This window comes from Kribbella sp. NPDC048915, assembly GCF_040649595.1.
Lineage (GTDB): Bacteria > Actinomycetota > Actinomycetes > Propionibacteriales > Kribbellaceae > Kribbella.
The window spans coordinates 241,108-258,547 of sequence record NZ_JBEZFT010000001.1 but is presented as its reverse complement, the minus strand read 5'-3'; the positions used below and the strand labels follow the sequence as shown (position 1 = coordinate 258,547).

Here is a 17,440-nt window from a genome sequence, read left to right as displayed (position 1 = left end):
CCGAGGTCGTGTAGCACGGGTAGCCGGCGGCCTCCAGTTCCTCGATTCGTTGCTTTCGGCCCGGTTCCTGGCGGGCCAGCAGCGCGATCGCCTGGGCGGGCGCGGGTCCACGGTCCCGGGCGCGGGTCCACGGTCCCGGGCGGAGGTCCACGGTCCCGGGCGCGGGTCCACGGTCCCGGGCGCGGGTCCAAGGTCCCGGGGGGGGTACGCGGTCGCGGACGGGTGTTCGCGGTCCCCGGTCGGGGCTCAAGGGGCCTTCGGCGGCGGGGACGCGCGCGGCGTCCAGCGCGGGCGCCGTGTCGGTCACCCGGACCTACCGGCGGATCAGTAACAAGAGCCGGAAACCCGCGGAAACGCACGACGCTCCCCCAGTGGGTGTGCGTTTCGTGCACCAAGCGGAGTAGTCTCCTCGCGCACGGCCACTCTGACCGCATCCACGGAGGAACAGTGCCCGGTCTGGTTCGGCGGCCGCTTGTCATCTGGTTGCTCGCGGCCCTCGCAGTCCCTGTACTGCTGGCAGCTGTGCTGATTCCGGCCAAGGCCGGGACGACGGAGGACGACCTCCGGGAACGCACCGAAGCCGCTCTGAAGGCCCGTGGCATCGAGTCAAGCCGGGTCGAGTTCGACGGACGCAACGCCCGCGTGACCGTGCCGGCCGGCACGGATCCGGAGGCGGTCCGGGAGATTGTCGCCAAAGTCGACGGGGTGCGCTCGGTCGACGTAACCGGCGGTGCGGAGGCAGCCGGCAGTACCCCGACACCAACACCGACACCAGCCCCGAGTCCTGTGCCGACACCGACGTCGGCGAGCAGCAGTGCGCCGCAGGCCGACGTACCGGCGTTCGAGGTGGGACGGACGGACCGGTCGATCCGGGTGCAGGCGCCGGTACGCAGCCAGGAGGTCAAGGACGCGATCGCCGCCGAGGTGGACACGGTGCTCGGGCCGGACCGTTCGTACGACGACCGGACGACGATCGACGCGGCGAACGGGCTGGCCGACGCGGCGTCCCTGTCCGCGTTGCTACGGGCGCTCGCGATCGGTACCGGCGACGCATCGGTGCGCTACGACGGGGAGACCGTGACGTTGTCCGGTGAGGTGCCGGACCAGGCGACCAAGGCGACCGTGGCGCGGGCCGCCGCGACCGCCGTACCCGGTGCTGTCGTCGCGAACGAACTGGAGCTGCCGGCGCCATCGAAGAGCACGGTCAGTGAGCCGTGCCGGACGTTCCCGACGCGGCTGGCCGAGTTCACCCGGCGGTACCCGATCAACTTCCTGTCCGGTGCGTCGACCGTGAACGACGCGTCGAAGCCGTCCGTGGCGCAGGCGGTCGCCGTACTGCAATCGTGCCCGACGGTGCGGGTGGAGATCGCCGGTCACACCGACAACCTCGGCTCGCCCCGCACCAGCTTCCCGCTGTCCGAACGCCGCGCCGCGGCTCTCAAGGCCGAACTGGTCCGCCGCGGCGTCGACGCGAGCCGCATCGTCGCGAACGGGTACGGCGAGGCGTTTCCGATCGCATCCAATGCCACCGGCGCCGGGCGGATCGCCAACCGCCGGGCCGAGATCCGAGTACTGCAGGGGAACTGAATGAGCTGGCTGATCGCCGAGACCTGGGTCCTGTTGCTGGTCGCGTTCGTCCTGGGCAGCACCGCCGCCTGGCTGGTGCACCGCCTGGTCCGCACCCCCGCGAGAGGAGCCCGCCGATGAGCTGGCTCCTCCGCGACAACTGGCTGGGCTCGCTGCTCGCCTTCTTGGTAGGCGCCGGCCTCACCTGGTACCTCCTGGACCGCCGCCCCGCCCTGACCACCACCGCCTCCACCCCTCCAGCTCCGGCGCCCGACCAGGCACCCCCGGCCACCACCCCGACGGCAACAGCGACCCCAACCCCCCATCCGGCCCCAGATGCGGAGACGGCGCTGGAGACGGTGCCGGAGCTGGACACGGGGACGGCGTCTGTTGCGCACCCGACCCCGGTAACCGCGGCGGCCGCCACTCCCCCGCCGGTCGACGCGCCCACCGACGCAGCACCGACTGATGAGGCCCCTTCGGCTGGTGACACTGACTCGAGTGGGGAGGACGCGCCTTCCACCGAGCCGGCTGCCGCAGAGGTCGTCTCGGAGCGGCGGGCGGAGTTCTCGCGGTTGATGGACGGCGAGCCGACGTTGTTCGACGACGTGGATGAGACACCGGCGCCCGTGGTCGACGTACCGCCGGGAAAGTACGGCGAAGGCTCGGCCGACGCCGTACCGCACCAGGGGCCGCCGGACGGCTTCACGATCAAGGGCAACGGGCAGTCGATGCTGTTCCACACGCCGGACTCGCCGTACTACGGCCGCACCAAACCGGAGGTCTGGTTCCGCACCGAGGCCGACGCCGAACGCGCCGGCTTCACCAAGTACGTCCGCCGCCCCCGCAAGAGCACCTGACGCGCTGTTTGCAGGTCCTGATCACACCTGGAGAACGGCGCCGGCCTGACCCCGGCGCCGTCCTACGATCACCGAAACACTGAGTAACCACAGGAGGCCTTCGTGCTGCGCGAGATCACCGTTTCCTACCGTGTCGAACAGGACGAGAACGGCGCGTGGTCGGCCGAGGCGGCGCTGGACCCGCAGTCGTTCGCGAACGGCGAGGGTGCCACCCGTGAGGACGCCATCGAGGACCTGAAGCAGGCTCTCGCGGTTCTGATCGAGACCAACGGCGTACCTGAGCAGCTGACGGTCACCGTCGAGGTCGAGGGCTGATGGCTGCGCCCAAGAAGCGCAGCGACGCGGAGAAAGACCTCAAGGCGAAGGGCTTCACCAAGCAGCCCGGCCGTGGCAAGGGCAGTCACGAGGTGTGGAAGGACTCCAACGGCAACTCGGTCACCGTGCCCAACCACGGCAAGGAGATCGCGGCCGGGACCTGGCGTTCCATCGAGCGCCAGACGTCCGCCGCCCAGCAACGGGCCGCGGAGCAAGAGGCTGCCAAACAGGCCAAGGAGGCACAGCGGCTGGCGGGTCAGGGTATTCCACCTGCCGGCAGTGGAGGGCGGAGCGGCTCAGCTCAGCAAGGCGGCAAGGCAGCCAAGAAGCCGGACCGCGGCAAGAGTCGCGGCGGAAGATGACCTGCCGGTCGGCGTTCACATCGAACGCCGATCGGTCTCTTCGACAGTGGCAGTAGGACTGGGGGCGGTGTGACTGGGGGCGGTATGGAGCAAAGCGACGAGACACCCGTCGAACCGGACCGGATCATCACCCCGGACGACCGGCTGAAGGATCCACGCGAAGGTGTCGCAGACGCCCGCGGGGCGGTCAGACGCCGGCCGCGGTTGTGGCGCGGCGGTGGGCGGGTACGGCGCGATCAAGGCGCCGAACGCCAGAACGAGGGCCGCCGCCGCTGACCCGCCGACCGTCCGGAACCCGGGCGGCCGACGCGGTCACAACCCCTGCGGCAGTCGTCACGAAACTGCCATGCGACCGCATTGCGAGCCCTATTTGCTTGTACTGCCAAAGGGCCGCCAGACTGTCCGAAACGCCTTGCGGAACCGTCCGGCCGACGGCGTCCCCCCCACCGGCGTCGTCCGGCTTCGTACGCTGCCCTCCTTTTCGAGTACGCCCCGACGGGGTACCCGGGAGCAAGTGCCCGAGCCGGCGGCCCCACACTGTCGTCACGCCGTGACGACAGGCTGAAGTCAAGCTGCAGTACCGCTAGGTTTGGAGACACCCGATGGAGGTGAGCGTGACCGACATGCTGCCGGAGCAGCACCACGGACTGACGAAGAGTGACCCGCTGTGGTTCAAGCGGGCCGTCTTCTACGAGGTCCTCGTGCGGTCCTTCAAGGACTCGAACGCCGACGGCATCGGCGATCTTCAGGGCCTCACCGAGAAACTCGACTATCTCGAGTGGCTCGGCGTGGACTGCCTCTGGTTACCGCCCTTCTACCCGTCGCCGTTGCGGGACGGCGGTTACGACATCTCCGACTACACCGGGGTGATGCCCGAGGTCGGCACGATCGCGGACTTCCAGGAGTTCCTGAACCAGGCGCACGCGCGCGGCATCCGGGTGATCGTCGACTTCGTGATGAACCACACCTCGGACCAGCACCCCTGGTTCCAGGCGTCGCGGGAGGACCCGGACGGCCCGTACGGCGACTTCTACGTGTGGTCGGACACCGACGACAAGTACCCCGACGCGCGGATCATCTTCGTCGACACCGAGACCTCGAACTGGACCTGGGACCCGGTCCGCGGGCAGTACTTCTGGCACCGGTTCTACTCCAACCAGCCCGACCTGAACTTCGAGAACCCGGCTGTCGGCGACGCGATGATCGAGGCGCTGAAGTTCTGGCTGGACCTCGGCGTCGACGGTTTCCGGCTGGACGCGGTGCCGTACCTGTTCGAGACCGACGGGACGAACTGCGAGAACCTGCCACGCACCCACGAGTTCCTGAAGCGGGTCCGCAAGGAGGTGGACGCGAACTACGAGGACCGCGTCCTGCTCTGCGAGGCGAACCAGTGGCCGGCCGACGTGGTCGAGTACTTCGGCGACCGCGATTCCGGCGGCGACGAGTGCCAGATGGCGTTCCACTTCCCGGTGATGCCGCGGATCTTCATGGGGGTCCGGCGCGAGTCGCGGTTCCCGATCTCGGAGATCCTGGCGCAGACCCCGGAGATCCCGGACACCTGCCAGTGGGGCATCTTCCTGCGCAACCACGACGAGCTGACGCTCGAGATGGTCACCGACGAGGACCGCGACTACATGTGGTCGGAGTACGCGCAGGACCCGCGGATGAAGGCCAACATCGGCATCCGCCGCCGGCTCGCGCCGCTGCTGGACAACGACACCAACAAGATGGAGTTGTTCACCGCGCTGCTGCTCAGCCTGCCGGGCTCCCCGATCCTGTACTACGGCGACGAGATCGGCATGGGCGACAACATCTGGCTGGGCGACCGGGACGGCGTCCGGACCCCGATGCAGTGGTCGCCGGACCGCAACGCCTCGTTCTCCACCGCGACGCCGGGCAAGCTGCACCTGCCGGTGATCATGGACCCGGTCTACGGGTTCCAGGCGGTGAACGTCGAGGCCGAGATGGAGAACGCCTCGTCGCTGCTGCACTGGACCCGGCGGATGATCCAGATTCGCAAGCAGCACCCGTCGTTCGGCATGGGCACGTTCACCGACCTCGGCGGCTCGAACCCGAGCGTCCTGTCCTACGTCCGCGAGTTCGGCGACGACGTGGTGCTGTGCGTGAACAACCTGTCCCGGTTCCCGCAGCCGATCGAGCTGGACCTGCGGCAGTGGCAGGGCGTCGAGCCGATCGAGCTGCTCGGCGGTGTCCACTTCCCGACGATCGGTGAGTTGCCCTACCTTCTGACCCTCGGCGCGCACGGTTTCTACTGGTTCCGGCTGCCGGTGGCGAAGGCGGACGGCCAGCCGGAAAAGCATGAGGAGAGCATTTAAGTGACTTCCCATCTGGACCAGGTCCAGTCCTTCTGCGCGGGCCAGCGGTGGTTCGGCGAGAAGGGACACGACGTCCATGTCGAAGCCATGGCCACCTCGGTCTGGCTGTCGGACACGGACGCCTGGCCCGCGGTCCGGATCGGGTTCGTCTACTGTGCGGGCCCGCCCGGGGTCGAGATCCCGATCCGGGTGTACCAGCTGCCGCTCAGCTACCACCGCGAACCGGTCGAGAACCTCGGCCACGCGCTGGTCGGCGAGTGGGTCGAACCGGACCTCGGCGACACCGAGGTCTGGGTGTACGACGCGTTGCACGACAAGGAAGCGACGCCGTACTGGCTGGACGGGCTGACGCACGGACGGCAGCTGGACGGGCTGGAGTTCCATCCTGTCCACGCGCCGGGCCGGCACATCGAGGTGCCGCCGGACGCGCAGTCGCTGGTGCTGACCGTGGAGCAGAGCAACACGTCGCTGGTGTTCGGCGACGTGGCGCTGCTGAAGGTGTTCCGCCGGCTCGAGCCCGGGAGCAACCCGGGCGTCGAGATCGAGTCGGCGCTCACCGAGGCGGGGTCGGAGCTGGTGCCGGAGGTGCTGGGGTCCGCACGCGGTCGGTGGCCGCGTCCGGGCGGCGGCACCGACAGCGGCGAACTGGCGATGATGACCGCCTTCCAGAACAACTCCACCGACGGCTGGTCGTTCGCGACCTCGTCGGTGCGGGACCTGTACGCCGAGGCGGACCTGCACGCCGAGGAGGTCGGCGGCGACTTCGCACCGGAGTCGCACCGGCTCGGCGCGAGTACGGCGCAGGTGCATTCGGAGCTGGCCAAGGCGCTCGGCACCGACGTGTGGGAGCCGGCCAAGCTGGTCGAGCATGCGGCCGCGATGCGGCGCCGGCTGAACGCGGCCTCGGCGGCGATCCCGGAGCTCCAGCCGTACGCCGGCGGTCTGGCGCGGGCATTCGACGCGCTCGCGGCGTACGACCAGCCGGTCACCGTGCAGCGCATCCACGGTGACTACCACCTGGGACAGGTGCTGCGCACGATCGACGGCTGGAAGCTGATCGACTTCGAGGGCGAGCCGGCCAAGTCGCTGGTCGAGCGGCGGGCGCTGGACACCCCGATCAAGGACATCGCCGGGATGCTGCGCTCGTTCGACTACGCGGCCCGGTCGCTGCTCGAGGACCACCTTGGCGACCAGCAGATCGCGTACCGTGCGGCCGAGTGGGCGACCCGCAACCAGCAGGCGTTCTGCGACGGGTACGCCGAGGTCGCGGGCACCGACCCGCGCAGCCAGGAAGTGCTGCTGAACGCGTTCCTGGCCGACAAGGTGATCTACGAGGTCCTCTACGAGGCCCGCAATCGCCCGACCTGGCTGCAGATCCCGCTGTCCGCAGCCGCTCAGCTGGCCGAGCAGTAGAGGTCGCGTCGGCGCGGACCCGTCGACACGCCCTAGCCCTGCCGGAGAGCCGAAGCCAGCGCGTCGAGTTTGCGCGGGACGTCGTACTCCGCGCCGCCCTCGTGCCCGTTGTAGGGGAAGATCTCCAGGTGCGCCTCGCCCCCGTAGCGGTGGTAGGCGGCGAAGACGGTCGAGGGTGGGCAGATGTTGTCCATCAGCGCGACCGAGAACCACGCCGGACAGGTCGCGCGGGCGGCGAAGTTGACCGCGTCGAAGTACGACAGGGTCGCCATCGCCTTCTCCACCTCGAACCGGTGACCCTTCAGCCAGCGACCGATCTCGGCGTACGGGCCGTTGTCGGTGATCTGCGACGCGCGCCGGAAGTGACACAGGAACGGTACGTCGGCGATCGCCGCGGCGAGGTCGTCGCGAAGCCCGGCGACCGCGAGGGCGAGGCCGCCGCCCTGGCTGCCGCCGAGGACGGCGAGGCGGGCGGGATCGACATCCGGGCTCGCGCGCACCGCGTCGACGGCCCGGACGGCGTCGGTGATCAGTCGCCGGTAGTAGTGCCGGCGCGGGTCCTCGATCCCTCGGGTGAGGAACCCGGGCGACGAGGACCCGTGTCCGTCCGGCGCGAGGTCGGCGGTGTCGGCGACGGTCTTGCCGCCACCACCCTGCCCGCGGTTGTCCATCACCAGATGCGCGTACCCGGCGGCGCTCCAGGTGAGCCACTCGTACGGGATGCCGCGGCCGCCGTTGTAGCCGATGTACTGCACGACCGCGGGCAGCGGCCTGGTGCGATGCCGCGGCAGCAGCAACCACGCCTTGACCGGTTGACCGCCCCACCCGGTGAACGTCATGTCCTGGACGTCGACGGTCGCCAGCCGCGCGGCGTACGGCGTGAACCGGGCGTCGATCGGGTGCCCTGCCGCGTCGTCGAGGGTCTGCTTCCAGAACGCGTCGAAGTCCGCGGGTTCCTCGGGCTCGGGCCGGTACTCACGCAACCGGTCCAGGGGCATGTCGACCAGCATCAGGGTTCTCCTATCGGAAAGTGGCGGTGACGGTGCTGCCGTGGCTGTCGGTGAGGTCGGCGGTCAGACGCCATCCGGCTCCTCGCCGGGTCACCTGCACCCGGTCGTCGGCGTGGACGAAGCGCAGCGGCTTGGCCAGGTCGACGGTGACCGTCGTCCCGGTCTGCGTCGGATCGGAGATCGCGACCGTGCCGCGGGCGACGACGACCGAGGCCGGGCCGTCGACGATGAGCTCGTCGACACACCCGGCCCGCCAGAAGTTCGCGGCGAGGACCTCACCCAACCGGACGGCATGGACGACGGAGTCGGCCCGCAGCCGGCGGACCGGCCGCGTCCGGGCGAAGGCGGCTGTCGCGGCCAGGCTTGCCGTCGGCAACTGGACGTAGTAGTAGCCCTGGGCAACGGGTGCGGTGCCGTGGTCGATCCAGATCGTCTGGTACGGACGGGTCACCGGGGTGTCGGTGCCGTACTTGAGGTTGATCTCGCGCCAGGTCGCGGTCCGGTCCTCCCGCAGTACCTGGATCGGCGTGCGGTCCGGGAAGACGTAGCCGCCGGTGCCGGCCAGGTGACAGTAGCCGGGTGTCTGCGTGAACGTCTCGGATCCGCTGCGGAGCTTGCGGTTCTCGACAATCGTCTCGACCGCCCCACTTCCGCTGATGTCCGAGCCGAGGCAGACCAGCACGTCGTCGATCAGGAACCAGCTCTTCAACGCGGTCAGGCCGGTGCCGTGGCCACGCAGATCCATGCCGTAGGCACCGATCGTCCGTCCGGGCACCGCCGCTCCCCCAACCCAGTCGGCGGCACTCGTACTGCGGAATCCGTACGAGTCGGCCAGCCGCCGGGTGTCGACCGTCGTCCCGGGCAGCCGGTACGGGTCGACGGTCGGCCAGTAGTCACCGGAGTAGTGGCCGAGGTCGTCGTCGTACACCAGCACCATGCCGTCGGACAGGTGCCAGCCGTGCAGGTTCTCGTTCTGGATCGACTCGTAGTTGTAGATCCGGGACGAGTACGCGCTGATCCCGACCGTGAATCCGGGCCGGTGGTGCGCGACCTTGTCCATTCGCGGGTACTGCTTGTGCAGGACGAGCGGACCGCGGGCCGGCGTACCGGAGGCGAGCACGGACCGGGCCGCCACCAGCGAGGCCGGGTCCGTGACAGCCAGGAAGTCGCGGAAGGTGTCCTCGGTGATCCACTGCTTGACCAGCGCGGTGAGGTGCGCGGCCCGGTCCGGCGATGCGGCCGGGATCAGCCGCAGCGCACCCTCGATCACCGTCTGGGTGGGAGCGTGGTTCTGCTTGCTCGGCCGGGCGATCTCGCGGCCACACACCGACCCCATCAGATCGCCACGGGCCATCAACGGGTCGAAAGCGTCATCGATCCAGTGATAGATGTTGTCCAGGTCGGGGTCCGTCACCGACCACTGCGTGCCACCGAGTAGGTAAAGCAGCGAGGACAGCGTGCCGAGCAGTTCCTTGCCGTAGCCGCCGTTGTACGGGTGCTTCCAGTGCTGGAGGAACGCGCCATCGCTGTAGAACCCTTCACCGGTCCCGTCGACGCGGCCGGGCGCGTCGTTGAAGGCAAGCACGCTGTTCGCGCCGTTGCCCTCGACATCGCTGATCGCGTCCCGGACCCGGGCCAGCGCGGCGGTGTCGCCGTCGAGCACCGCCCGGACTGCGACCACGGTCGCGATCCAGACCCGGTTGGCACCGGTGGCGATCTGCCGGTCGGCCCGCCAGAGGTTCGGATCGGGCGTGTAGTGATTGATCGCGGCCGTGTAGGTCGACCGCAGGCCCGGGTCGATCACGTCGTACAGCAGGACGAGCGTGTCCGCGAACGCCGACGCGCCGCCGATCTCCCAGTCGTAGTCGTTGTCGTAGCGCGGCAGGTTCGGGCTGTACCGGTTGGTGTGCATCCACTCGAGCGCGCCGAGCACATCCGCGGCGACCTGCGGTTTCCCGGCGTACGTCGAACCGGTGGTGGCCCAGGCGACCGCGATCTGCTTGATCCGGCGGAAGTTCGATGCGACGTGGTTGGACAACGTCGTACTGGCGAGATCGGGCCAGAGCGTGGTGCGGTCCGCGGACCGGTCGAGGGTGGTCAGCGCGGACTTTGCGAGCTTGTCGATCCGCGCGATCGCCACCGCGAGGTCGGGGTCGGACGGATCCACGGTGGGACCACCGGTGAGCAGGGTGTGCCAGCGGAGACGGAGTTCGTCGGTGGAATCGGCCGCGAAGGCGGGCAGGTTCCACGGGCCGGCTGTGGCCGCGGCGGCGCCACCGAGAAGGCCGCCGAGCACGGCCCGGCGACCTACTCGGTGGTGAAGAGCGTGATCAGGCATCGAAGACCTTTCGGGCGAGGAGGGCGGTGGCGATCGCGCCGGCCCCGGCGGCGTTCGGGTGCAGCCCGTCGCCGCTGTCGAAGCCCGGACGGAGCCGGGCCGGATCGGCAGGATCGCGGAGCGCCGCGTCAACGTCCACGAGGGTGTCGAAGACGCGACCGGTGCGCAGGCCGGCGTTGACGCGCTGCCGGATTTGCTCGAGCTCGTCGGTGTAGCGGATCCAGCCCTTGAACGGGCCGATCGTTGCCCCGAGCACCTGCAGTCCGTGGTCGCGGGCACGCGCCGCGAGTTGGCCGTAGGCCGTGAGCAGGACGGTGGGGTCGAGCTGACTGGGTGGTTGCTGGAGATCGTTGACTCCGAGGAAGACCAGCACGGTGTCGAGGCCCGGCAACGCCAGCACGTCCCGATCGAACCGGGCCTGCCCGCTCGGGCCGAACCGGCCGTCGTCGAGCAGCAGCCGGTTGCCGCTGATCCCGAGGTTCGCAACCGCCGGGCTGCGCCGTAAGCGGGCCGCGAACTGGTCCGGCCAGCGCAGGTTCGCGTCGTCCGGTGTGCCGACCCCCTCGGTGATCGAGTCGCCGAGGATCGCGAGCGACCGCCGGCCGGCGCCGGGCACGTCGACCCCGTTGAGCAGGAAGACCGAGCGAGTCTGGCGTGTGTACGCCGAGTTCGGCGCGCCGGTCAGGTCACCGGTGCCGATGAGGCCGGTGGCGTGGACGTTGCGGTGGAAGCTGACGGGTCCGGTCGGACCGGGCAGATACAGACTCACGACAAGGTCGCCGTGATCGGGCACGTGCAGATCGACACGATCGCTCAGCACGGTCGCCCCAGCCGCCAGCAATACCTCCTTCTGGCCGGCGAAGAGCACCGGCTGCCCGTCGGCCGTGACCGGTCCGATCGTGGTCGGCGTCGTACCGAACGGGTTGCTGAAGCGGAGGCGGATCGGTCCGCCGGCGGAGAGGCGGAGGACGTGGCGGATGGTTGTGTCGGTGAAGCCGCCGGTGGCGTCCGCGTCGGACGGGGTCGGTGCAGTCTGAGCAGTCGTCCAGCTCGCTGCCCACCGGCCCCGCCGGCCCTGACCGCCCGCGAAGGCTTCGGGTACGGCGGGCGCGGCGAGAGCCAGGGTACCGACGGCCGCCCCGCCGAGAAGGCCACGGCGGGACAGTTGGCTCATCAGCAGGATCCGGTCGGGTCGAAGCCGGCGCCGTACGTGCCGACCGAGTTGCCGCCGGTGTTGCCGGACTTCGTGTTGCCGCAGATCTGGTCCTGCGGGGCGCGCATGAACTTGATCCCGCCGGCACCGTTGCCGGTGATGGTGTTGCCGTACACGTCGTTGTCGATGCCGTCGGTCGCGGTGTCACCACCGAGCCGGACGCCGGCCCCGGTGTTGTCGTGGATGGTGTTGTAGCGGAAGGTGTTGCCGCTCCCCCGGGCGTCCAGGCCGCCGGAGCTGGGGTCCTTCTGCTGGCTGCAGTCGTTGTACTCGACGATGTTCGCGGTCGAGTTCTCCTTCACGTCGACGCACTCGTTGCCGGCGGTCACGATCGTGTTGTGGTGGATCCGGTTGTTGCGGCTGCGGTCGGGCTGGTCGTCCGGCGCGCCGTTCGCACCCTGCTGCTCGGGCGCGGTACCGAGGTAGATGCCCTCGCCGATCTTGCCGCCGCCGGCGAACTTGAAGTCGAAGATCCCGCACGGGCCGACGGTGTTGTCGTGCACGTCGGCGTTGGTCACCAGGTACCGGAGCCGCACACACTCACCCCCTGCGTTCTTCAGGGCCATGTTCCGGATCGTCAGCCTGCCGACCCCGTCGCCGGCGCTGGTGCTCATCACGTAGATGAGCTTGTCCCGGTAGCCTGCGGCGCTGGACGGCGAGCCGTGCAGACCGTCGATGGTGAACCCGTCCAGCGTGACGCCGTCGTGCCGGACCTGCAGGATGCGCGAGTTGCCGGCGCCCTTGACGACGGCGGTGGACGGTCCGGTGATGGTGACACCGGATCGCACCGTCGCGGCGTCCTGCAGATAGGTGCCGGAGGCAAGGTGGATGGTCGCGTCGCGTGGTGCGGTGTCGAGGGCCTTCTGGAGGGTGGCGAACGGCGAGCCGGCCGAGGTGCCGGAGTTCGAGTCGCTGCCGGAGGTGGCGACGTAGTAGTCGGTGGCGGCCTGCGCGGGTACGGCGGGCAACGCCAGCGCGGCGCCGAGGATCAGGATCGGAGCGAGACGTCTGGACATGGGTGTCCTCCCTACGGGCGGTGCGGGGACCAGCAAATGGACTAGGACGTACGGCGTTCGGTGTGGTCGGCCACGACGAGTCCGACCAGGACCGGAACGGTGGTGCCGAGCAGCAGCGGGCCCGCCGGTACGACGAGCGAGAAGACGGGCGCGGCGATCGCGGCGCCGAGCAGCGCCGTACCGCGCGGAACGGAGGTGAAGGCCAGCCCGAACGCGGTACGCCGCCAGCCGGCCGCCGTACCGCCGGGGTCGCGCCCGGCCGCGACGGCCACCGCGAGGTGATAGGTGAGGCCGGCCGCGACCAGGCCGACGTGGACCATGAACAGGCTGACGACGACCGGACCCGACCGGCCGGACAGGAACATCAGGTTGCTGACTGCAACCACTGCGGCCAGGGTCAGCAGGATCGAGTGCGGGAGCAGCGGGCGCCAGTACCGTCGCCAGCCGGCGAACACCCCGGTGAACACGCGGGCGTCGCCGTCCGTCCGCCAGCGGTTCAGGGCGAACCCGACCGCGGCCAGCGCGGGCAGCCAGGTCACCAGGCCGAGACACAGGATCGTGAACGCGGCACCGGCCATCACCGGACTCGCCAGCCAGCCGAGCCAGTCCAGCGCCCGCCGCATCACGACGACCCGCTCTCGCGCCCGACGTACGTCGTACCGGCCGCGGACACGATCACCGCCTTGGCCCGGACGCTCGCACCTCCCGGGACGCCGTCGCCTTCGACGACGCCGTCGTTTTCAGCGAGGAGCACGGTCTCGTTGTCGAACGCGATGCCGACGCCGCGGGTCAGCTCGATCCGCCGGGCGCTCGCCTTGTCCGGCCGCAGCGACGAGGTCGGCTCGATCGTGGTCAGCAAGGTCGCTGCCGGCCGACGTTCGGTGGTCGCGCGCAGCGTGTGCATCGTCCGGGTCAGCCGCAGACTCGGTGTACTCGAGGTCGGATTCGCCTCGACCTCGGTGACCGTGGACGAGACCGTGACCGGCGAGTGCGTCCGAACCCACGCCTGAGCGGAGCCCGCCCGCAGGACGACGTCGTCGCCGTCGAACTCGAGCGGCCAGTCCGCGTGCAGCAGGAACGTCCACTCCCGAGGCGCCGCGGCCACGCACCGATCGAGGAGCACCAGGCGGCCGGCCGGCGTGAACACCAGCGTCCGGTCCAGCCGCTCGATCCCCAGCTCGGCCGGATACATCGCCGCGATCCGGGCGGTCGCGTGCGCGATACCGTCCGCGGCCAGAACGTCGACCAACTGCGCCTGCCGCTCGTACGCCGCGCCCTTGTAGACGTGGTAGCGGTCCTCGTCGGCGAACCCCTGCCCGTCCACCAGGATCAGGTTGTGGTCGCCCGCCCGCTTGCGGTTGCTGTAGCCCTCGTCGACCGCGAGGAACGCGCCGCGCGAGGTCAGCACGAACGATCCCGAATCCGGGTGGTGGTGCCCCGCGCTCAGCGTGTCCCAGCCGCGTTCGGCGTTCAGCCGGTGCGAGGTCTCCCACGCCTGGTGGCCGCCACCCGGCGATGCCTTGAACGACACCATCGTGGCCTCGTCGTCCCATCCGGTGCGCGCGGTCACCAGGCCGAGGTCCGGGAAGTACGCCGACAACGGCGCCGACTCCGCCGGGTCGACGGCCGGCACGGTGGCGTCGTACCAGAGGAACTCCAGGTACGCCTCGGGCATGACGCCCGGCTTCACGCCGCTCGCGTACGCCTCACGCCAGAAGAACCGCTCGGCCACCTGCTCCGCGAGCCACTGCGCCGCACCGATGCGATAGGCCGAGGCGAGCTTGTAGTACAGCGCGACGCTGTGCCCGCTGCGCCGGTCGTGGCAGTCGCCGTGATCGATGTTTTCCTCGAAACCCGGTGCGCACTGCTGCAACCGGTAGGAAAACGTGTTCGCGAGGAAGCGGCAGCGGTCCCACCAGTCGAGGCCTTCACGGTCCTGCAGCAGGTCGAGGTACGTCGCCAGCCAGGGCACGCCGTACCGCCAGTAGACGACGCCCTCCATGTCGGAGCCGTCGGCCGGCAGCAGGTCGATCACCGTCGCGAAGTTCGCCTTCGCCCGCTCGGTCCACTCGGTCCGGCCGAGTGCGTACCCCGCCGCGGCGAGGCCGGTGTAGCAGATCCAGTTGTGGTTCTGCCAGTACGACGAACTCCACCACTGGCCCTCCGTCTCGACCGCGAACTCGTACAGCCGGCTGCCCTGCAACTCCAGCTTGGCGCGCAGCTCGGCGGCCAACTCGAAGTCGGCGCCCAGCCAGGTGTACGCGAGCGACAGACCGTGCAGCAGCCAGCCGGCGTCGAGGTCGTGGTCGGGCAGCTGCGCCTTGCCCCAGTGCGGGAATCCGATCGCGGCCGAGATCCAGCGCTTCGCCTCCGTCCGGTAGTGCTCGTGTCCCGTCAATCGGTAGGCGAGCGCGAGGTTCGCGGCCGCCGGGCCGAAGTAGGTGATGCTCGCGGACGGGTGCTCGGTCGGCGGGGTCTGCGTCCGGTACCAGTCACACTGCTCGACCAGCCGCCGCCAGCGCGGACCCGGCAGTTGCGCGCGGAGTTCGTCGAGCCGATGGTCGATCAGCATCAGTGACCTCCGACCCGGTAGACCGACCGGAACGTCGCGGTGGTACCGACGACCGTCCAGTCCAGGCCGATCCTGGTCCGCTGCGGATCGTCCGCAGGTCCCGGACCTGGCCGGGTCACGGATACGGCGTTGCCCTCGGCAACATGCCGCCCGTGCAGCACCTCGGCACCCGACCAGACCGTGTGGACCTCGTCGCCGACGACTTGCACGGCGAAGTCCACGTCCGGTCGGAACTGCAGCACGATCTCGCGGTCCCGATCGGCCTCGACGCGGACCTCGTCGATCAGCTCACCGTTTCCGGCGGTCACCGTCCGGATTGCCCGGACGCCGTCGTACCACCCGGAGATCTCCGCGCTCACCGACGCGCCGTCCCGCGTGACCACACCGGTCGCCTCGGCCGGATCGACGCCGTCGATGCGGATGGTCGGGTGGGCGGCGGCCGACTTGTAGTACCGCCGCCATTCCGCATGGCCGTACGGGACCTGGCCGGGGTCGGGCTGCCAGGGGGTCGTCGCGCCGTACAGATAGAGCGCGAGCTTGTCGTGGTGCCCGTGCGATCCGCCGTGTGGTCCGTGATCCAGGACCGCGTGGATCCCGCCGGCGCGAATCACGGCGTACGAGTTGGTCAGCTCGACGGCCTCGGGCTCACGCGGCTTGCCGGAGCGCGGTGGGCCGGCGAACCAACCGTCGTAGCGGTCCTCGAGCCCGTCGTACGTCGGTCCGACCTCGGCGCGAGCCCGCGACGCGACGGCATCGAGCCCGTGGCCGGTGGTGAATTGCCGGGCCAGGGCAACGATCTCGAGCCATTCGAGCGCGAGCGGCACCCGCAGGTACGGACCGTCGTGCAGCGCCGGGAGGATGCCGTCGTCGGTGGCGATACCGGCCAACGCCGCGATCATCGCCTCGAGCCGGTCGGGCACGGCCGCCGGATCGTGGCCGCGCAGGCTCAGCAGGTACGCCCGCAGTACGAAGCCGTGGTAGTACGTGCTCGCCTCCCACTCCCAGCCGTCCTCGCCGGTCGAGACCTCGAGATGCGCGAACTGCCCGTGCTCACCGGTCAGCCACTCCTTCTCGCCGTCCCACGCCTCACCGCGGACAGCCGTCGCGGCCTGTCCGGCGGTGACACCGAGCGCGTTGAACCACGCGGTGTAGTTCGACGAGAACTTGTCCTGGGCAACCATCGCGTCCCGGGCCCGGCGGGCGCCGTCGACCATGTCGTCGAGCATCGGCAAGGTCTCGCTCAGGTCCGCGGTCCCGGCGAGCGTGCGGACGGCGTGCGCGATCGGCACACCCCAGACCGCGTCGGTCAGCGCCTGGTGGAACAGCCGCCCGCGCTGCATCCAGCCCTGCGCCTGCTCGTGCTCACCCTCCTTCGTCAGCTCAAGGTAGAGCCGTGCGTACGACGTCAGCAGGTCCGCGCCCTGTCCGTCGTACGAGAGCAGGCGGATCCGGCGAGCCCACCAGTGGTGCGCCAGCACCCGCCAGGCTCCGCGCACAGCCTCGGTCTCGACCCGGCAGCCGTACTTGCACGGCACACCACCGGCCGGGAACTCACCGGTCTCGAAGCCGACGTGGTCGAGCTCCACACCATGCGCCGGGCAGACGTACTGGTGCCACCAGCCGCCGCGACCGCTCGGTGGATGTCCGCTCGGTGGTTGTTCGGTCAGCGGGGCCATGTGCCACCGTCGATGTCGATGGTCATGCCGGTCAGGTACCCGGATGCGGGCAAGGCCAGGAAGCGGACCGCGTTCGCGACGTCCTCGACCGAACCGGCCCGGCCGATCGGCGTGCCGGCGACCATCGCCGCCTGCGCCTGCTCGGTGGAGAACGTCTGGTGGAACGCCGTCTCGGCGATGTAGCCCGGCGCGACCGCGTTCACCGTGATCCCCCGCGGGCCGAGCTCCTTGGCGAGCCCCTTGGTGAATCCGCGGATCCCGGCCTTCGCCGCCGCGTAGACCACCGAGCCGGGGCCGCCGCCGTTGTGCGCGGCCAGCGAGGCCATCGTGACGATCCGCGGGTTCGCCGACTTGGCGAGGTGCGGGATCGCGGCGCGGGTGGTCCGGAAGGTGGCACCGAGATTCACGTCCACGACCTGGGCGAAATGCTCGTCGGACATCTCCGCGACCTGCACCCGGCCGATCAGGTGCCCGGCGTTGCAGACCAGGACGTCGAGGCCGCCGAGAAAGGCGATCGTCTCGTCCAGCAGCCGGTTGACGTCCGCCGTACTCGTGACGTCCGCGCCGACGGCGATCGCCTTGCGGCCGAGCGCCTCGACGTCGGCGACCGTCTGCGCGGCCGCGTCCGCGGACTTTCCGTAGTGCACGACGACGTCCGCGCCGGCCGCGGCCAGGCCGAGCGCGACCGCCCGGCCGATCCCGTGCCCGGCCCCGGTGACGAGTGCCCGCGATCCCTGCAGTTCCTGCGGCATACGGTGTTCTC

15 protein-coding genes are annotated in these 17,440 nt (G+C 70.1%); 7 read left to right on the top strand and 8 right to left on the bottom strand.

Annotated elements, in window-relative coordinates; all coding sequences use genetic code 11:
- The first annotated feature begins 447 nt into the window (after window positions 1-447).
- The 7 genes from AB0B82_RS01125 to AB0B82_RS01095 all read left to right on the top strand — a co-directional run bounded on the left by AB0B82_RS01125 (window position 448) and on the right by AB0B82_RS01095 (window position 6,852).
- Window positions 448-1,587, top strand: a complete 1,140-nt coding sequence (locus AB0B82_RS01125; RefSeq protein ID WP_360161096.1) for an OmpA family protein — start codon at window positions 448-450, stop codon at window positions 1,585-1,587.
- A 116-nt stretch (window positions 1,588-1,703) separates the two neighbouring features.
- Window positions 1,704-2,426: a hypothetical protein gene (locus AB0B82_RS01120; RefSeq protein WP_360161094.1), complete on the top strand. Its 723-nt coding sequence runs from the start codon at window positions 1,704-1,706 to the stop codon at window positions 2,424-2,426.
- A 102-nt stretch (window positions 2,427-2,528) separates the two neighbouring features.
- Window positions 2,529-2,741: a hypothetical protein gene (locus tag AB0B82_RS01115; protein ID WP_360161092.1), complete on the top strand. Its 213-nt coding sequence runs from the start codon at window positions 2,529-2,531 to the stop codon at window positions 2,739-2,741.
- Window positions 2,741-3,103: a type II toxin-antitoxin system HicA family toxin gene (locus AB0B82_RS01110; RefSeq protein ID WP_360161090.1), complete on the top strand. Its 363-nt coding sequence runs from the start codon at window positions 2,741-2,743 to the stop codon at window positions 3,101-3,103. Before AB0B82_RS01115 ends, AB0B82_RS01110 begins: the two co-directional genes overlap by 1 nt.
- Before the next feature lie 84 nt (window positions 3,104-3,187).
- Entirely contained in the window at window positions 3,188-3,379 is a 192-nt protein-coding gene (locus AB0B82_RS01105; protein ID WP_360161088.1) for a hypothetical protein, read from the top strand.
- 347 nt (window positions 3,380-3,726) lie between these two features.
- A complete protein-coding gene (treS, locus tag AB0B82_RS01100) occupies window positions 3,727-5,439 on the top strand; it encodes a maltose alpha-D-glucosyltransferase (protein ID WP_360161102.1) in 1,713 nt (570 codons plus the stop codon).
- Window positions 5,440-6,852: an aminoglycoside phosphotransferase gene (locus tag AB0B82_RS01095; protein ID WP_360161087.1), complete on the top strand. Its 1,413-nt coding sequence runs from the start codon at window positions 5,440-5,442 to the stop codon at window positions 6,850-6,852.
- 32 nt (window positions 6,853-6,884) lie between these two features.
- Here the strand turns inward: AB0B82_RS01095 and AB0B82_RS01090 are convergent, their stop codons facing one another.
- From AB0B82_RS01090 to AB0B82_RS01055, 8 genes are read right to left on the bottom strand one after another with little or no spacing between them, the layout of a single operon-like run.
- Window positions 6,885-7,862: an acetylxylan esterase gene (locus AB0B82_RS01090; protein WP_360161085.1), complete on the bottom strand. Its 978-nt coding sequence runs from the start codon at window positions 7,860-7,862 to the stop codon at window positions 6,885-6,887.
- A 10-nt stretch (window positions 7,863-7,872) separates the two neighbouring features.
- Entirely contained in the window at window positions 7,873-10,200 is a 2,328-nt protein-coding gene (locus AB0B82_RS01085) for a polysaccharide lyase 8 family protein (protein ID WP_360161083.1), read from the bottom strand.
- The gene (locus AB0B82_RS01080; protein WP_360161081.1) at window positions 10,193-11,374 is read right to left on the bottom strand and encodes a GDSL-type esterase/lipase family protein; all 1,182 of its coding nucleotides are present in this window, start codon (window positions 11,372-11,374) and stop codon (window positions 10,193-10,195) included. The genes AB0B82_RS01085 and AB0B82_RS01080 overlap by 8 nt, the downstream gene beginning before the upstream one ends.
- Window positions 11,374-12,429, bottom strand: a complete 1,056-nt coding sequence (locus AB0B82_RS01075) for a right-handed parallel beta-helix repeat-containing protein (RefSeq protein ID WP_360161079.1) — start codon at window positions 12,427-12,429, stop codon at window positions 11,374-11,376. Before AB0B82_RS01075 ends, AB0B82_RS01080 begins: the two co-directional genes overlap by 1 nt.
- Before the next feature lie 41 nt (window positions 12,430-12,470).
- Window positions 12,471-13,052: a DUF624 domain-containing protein gene (locus tag AB0B82_RS01070; RefSeq protein WP_360161077.1), complete on the bottom strand. Its 582-nt coding sequence runs from the start codon at window positions 13,050-13,052 to the stop codon at window positions 12,471-12,473.
- Window positions 13,052-15,001 carry a heparinase II/III family protein gene (locus AB0B82_RS01065; RefSeq protein ID WP_360161075.1) on the bottom strand — a complete coding sequence of 650 codons (1,950 nt, stop codon included), beginning with the start codon at window positions 14,999-15,001 and terminating at the stop codon, window positions 13,052-13,054. Before AB0B82_RS01065 ends, AB0B82_RS01070 begins: the two co-directional genes overlap by 1 nt.
- Window positions 15,001-16,677 (bottom strand): heparinase II/III family protein, encoded by a 1,677-nt coding sequence (locus AB0B82_RS01060; protein ID WP_360161073.1) that lies wholly within the window; start codon window positions 16,675-16,677, stop codon window positions 15,001-15,003. Before AB0B82_RS01060 ends, AB0B82_RS01065 begins: the two co-directional genes overlap by 1 nt.
- Window positions 16,665-17,429, bottom strand: a complete 765-nt coding sequence (locus AB0B82_RS01055; protein ID WP_360161071.1) for an SDR family oxidoreductase — start codon at window positions 17,427-17,429, stop codon at window positions 16,665-16,667. Before AB0B82_RS01055 ends, AB0B82_RS01060 begins: the two co-directional genes overlap by 13 nt.
- Between the last annotated feature and the right edge of the window lie 11 nt (window positions 17,430-17,440).

What these genes read in the sequence shown, in the direction of transcription:
- AB0B82_RS01090 (WP_360161085.1), bottom strand. Translation starts at nt 7,862, where the DNA reads ATGCTGGTCGACATGCCCCTGGACCGGTTGCGTGAGTACCGGCCCGAG.
- AB0B82_RS01110 (WP_360161090.1), top strand. Translation starts at nt 2,741, where the DNA reads ATGGCTGCGCCCAAGAAGCGCAGCGACGCGGAGAAAGACCTCAAGGCG.
- AB0B82_RS01085 (WP_360161083.1), bottom strand. Translation starts at nt 10,200, where the DNA reads ATGCCTGATCACGCTCTTCACCACCGAGTAGGTCGCCGGGCCGTGCTC.
- AB0B82_RS01080 (WP_360161081.1), bottom strand. Translation starts at nt 11,374, where the DNA reads ATGAGCCAACTGTCCCGCCGTGGCCTTCTCGGCGGGGCGGCCGTCGGT.
- AB0B82_RS01065 (WP_360161075.1), bottom strand. Translation starts at nt 15,001, where the DNA reads ATGCTGATCGACCATCGGCTCGACGAACTCCGCGCGCAACTGCCGGGT.
- AB0B82_RS01120 (WP_360161094.1), top strand. Translation starts at nt 1,704, where the DNA reads ATGAGCTGGCTCCTCCGCGACAACTGGCTGGGCTCGCTGCTCGCCTTC.
- AB0B82_RS01060 (WP_360161073.1), bottom strand. Translation starts at nt 16,677, where the DNA reads ATGGCCCCGCTGACCGAACAACCACCGAGCGGACATCCACCGAGCGGT.
- AB0B82_RS01105 (WP_360161088.1), top strand. Translation starts at nt 3,188, where the DNA reads ATGGAGCAAAGCGACGAGACACCCGTCGAACCGGACCGGATCATCACC.
- AB0B82_RS01055 (WP_360161071.1), bottom strand. Translation starts at nt 17,429, where the DNA reads ATGCCGCAGGAACTGCAGGGATCGCGGGCACTCGTCACCGGGGCCGGG.
- AB0B82_RS01075 (WP_360161079.1), bottom strand. Translation starts at nt 12,429, where the DNA reads ATGTCCAGACGTCTCGCTCCGATCCTGATCCTCGGCGCCGCGCTGGCG.
- AB0B82_RS01070 (WP_360161077.1), bottom strand. Translation starts at nt 13,052, where the DNA reads ATGCGGCGGGCGCTGGACTGGCTCGGCTGGCTGGCGAGTCCGGTGATG.
- treS (WP_360161102.1), top strand. Translation starts at nt 3,727, where the DNA reads ATGCTGCCGGAGCAGCACCACGGACTGACGAAGAGTGACCCGCTGTGG.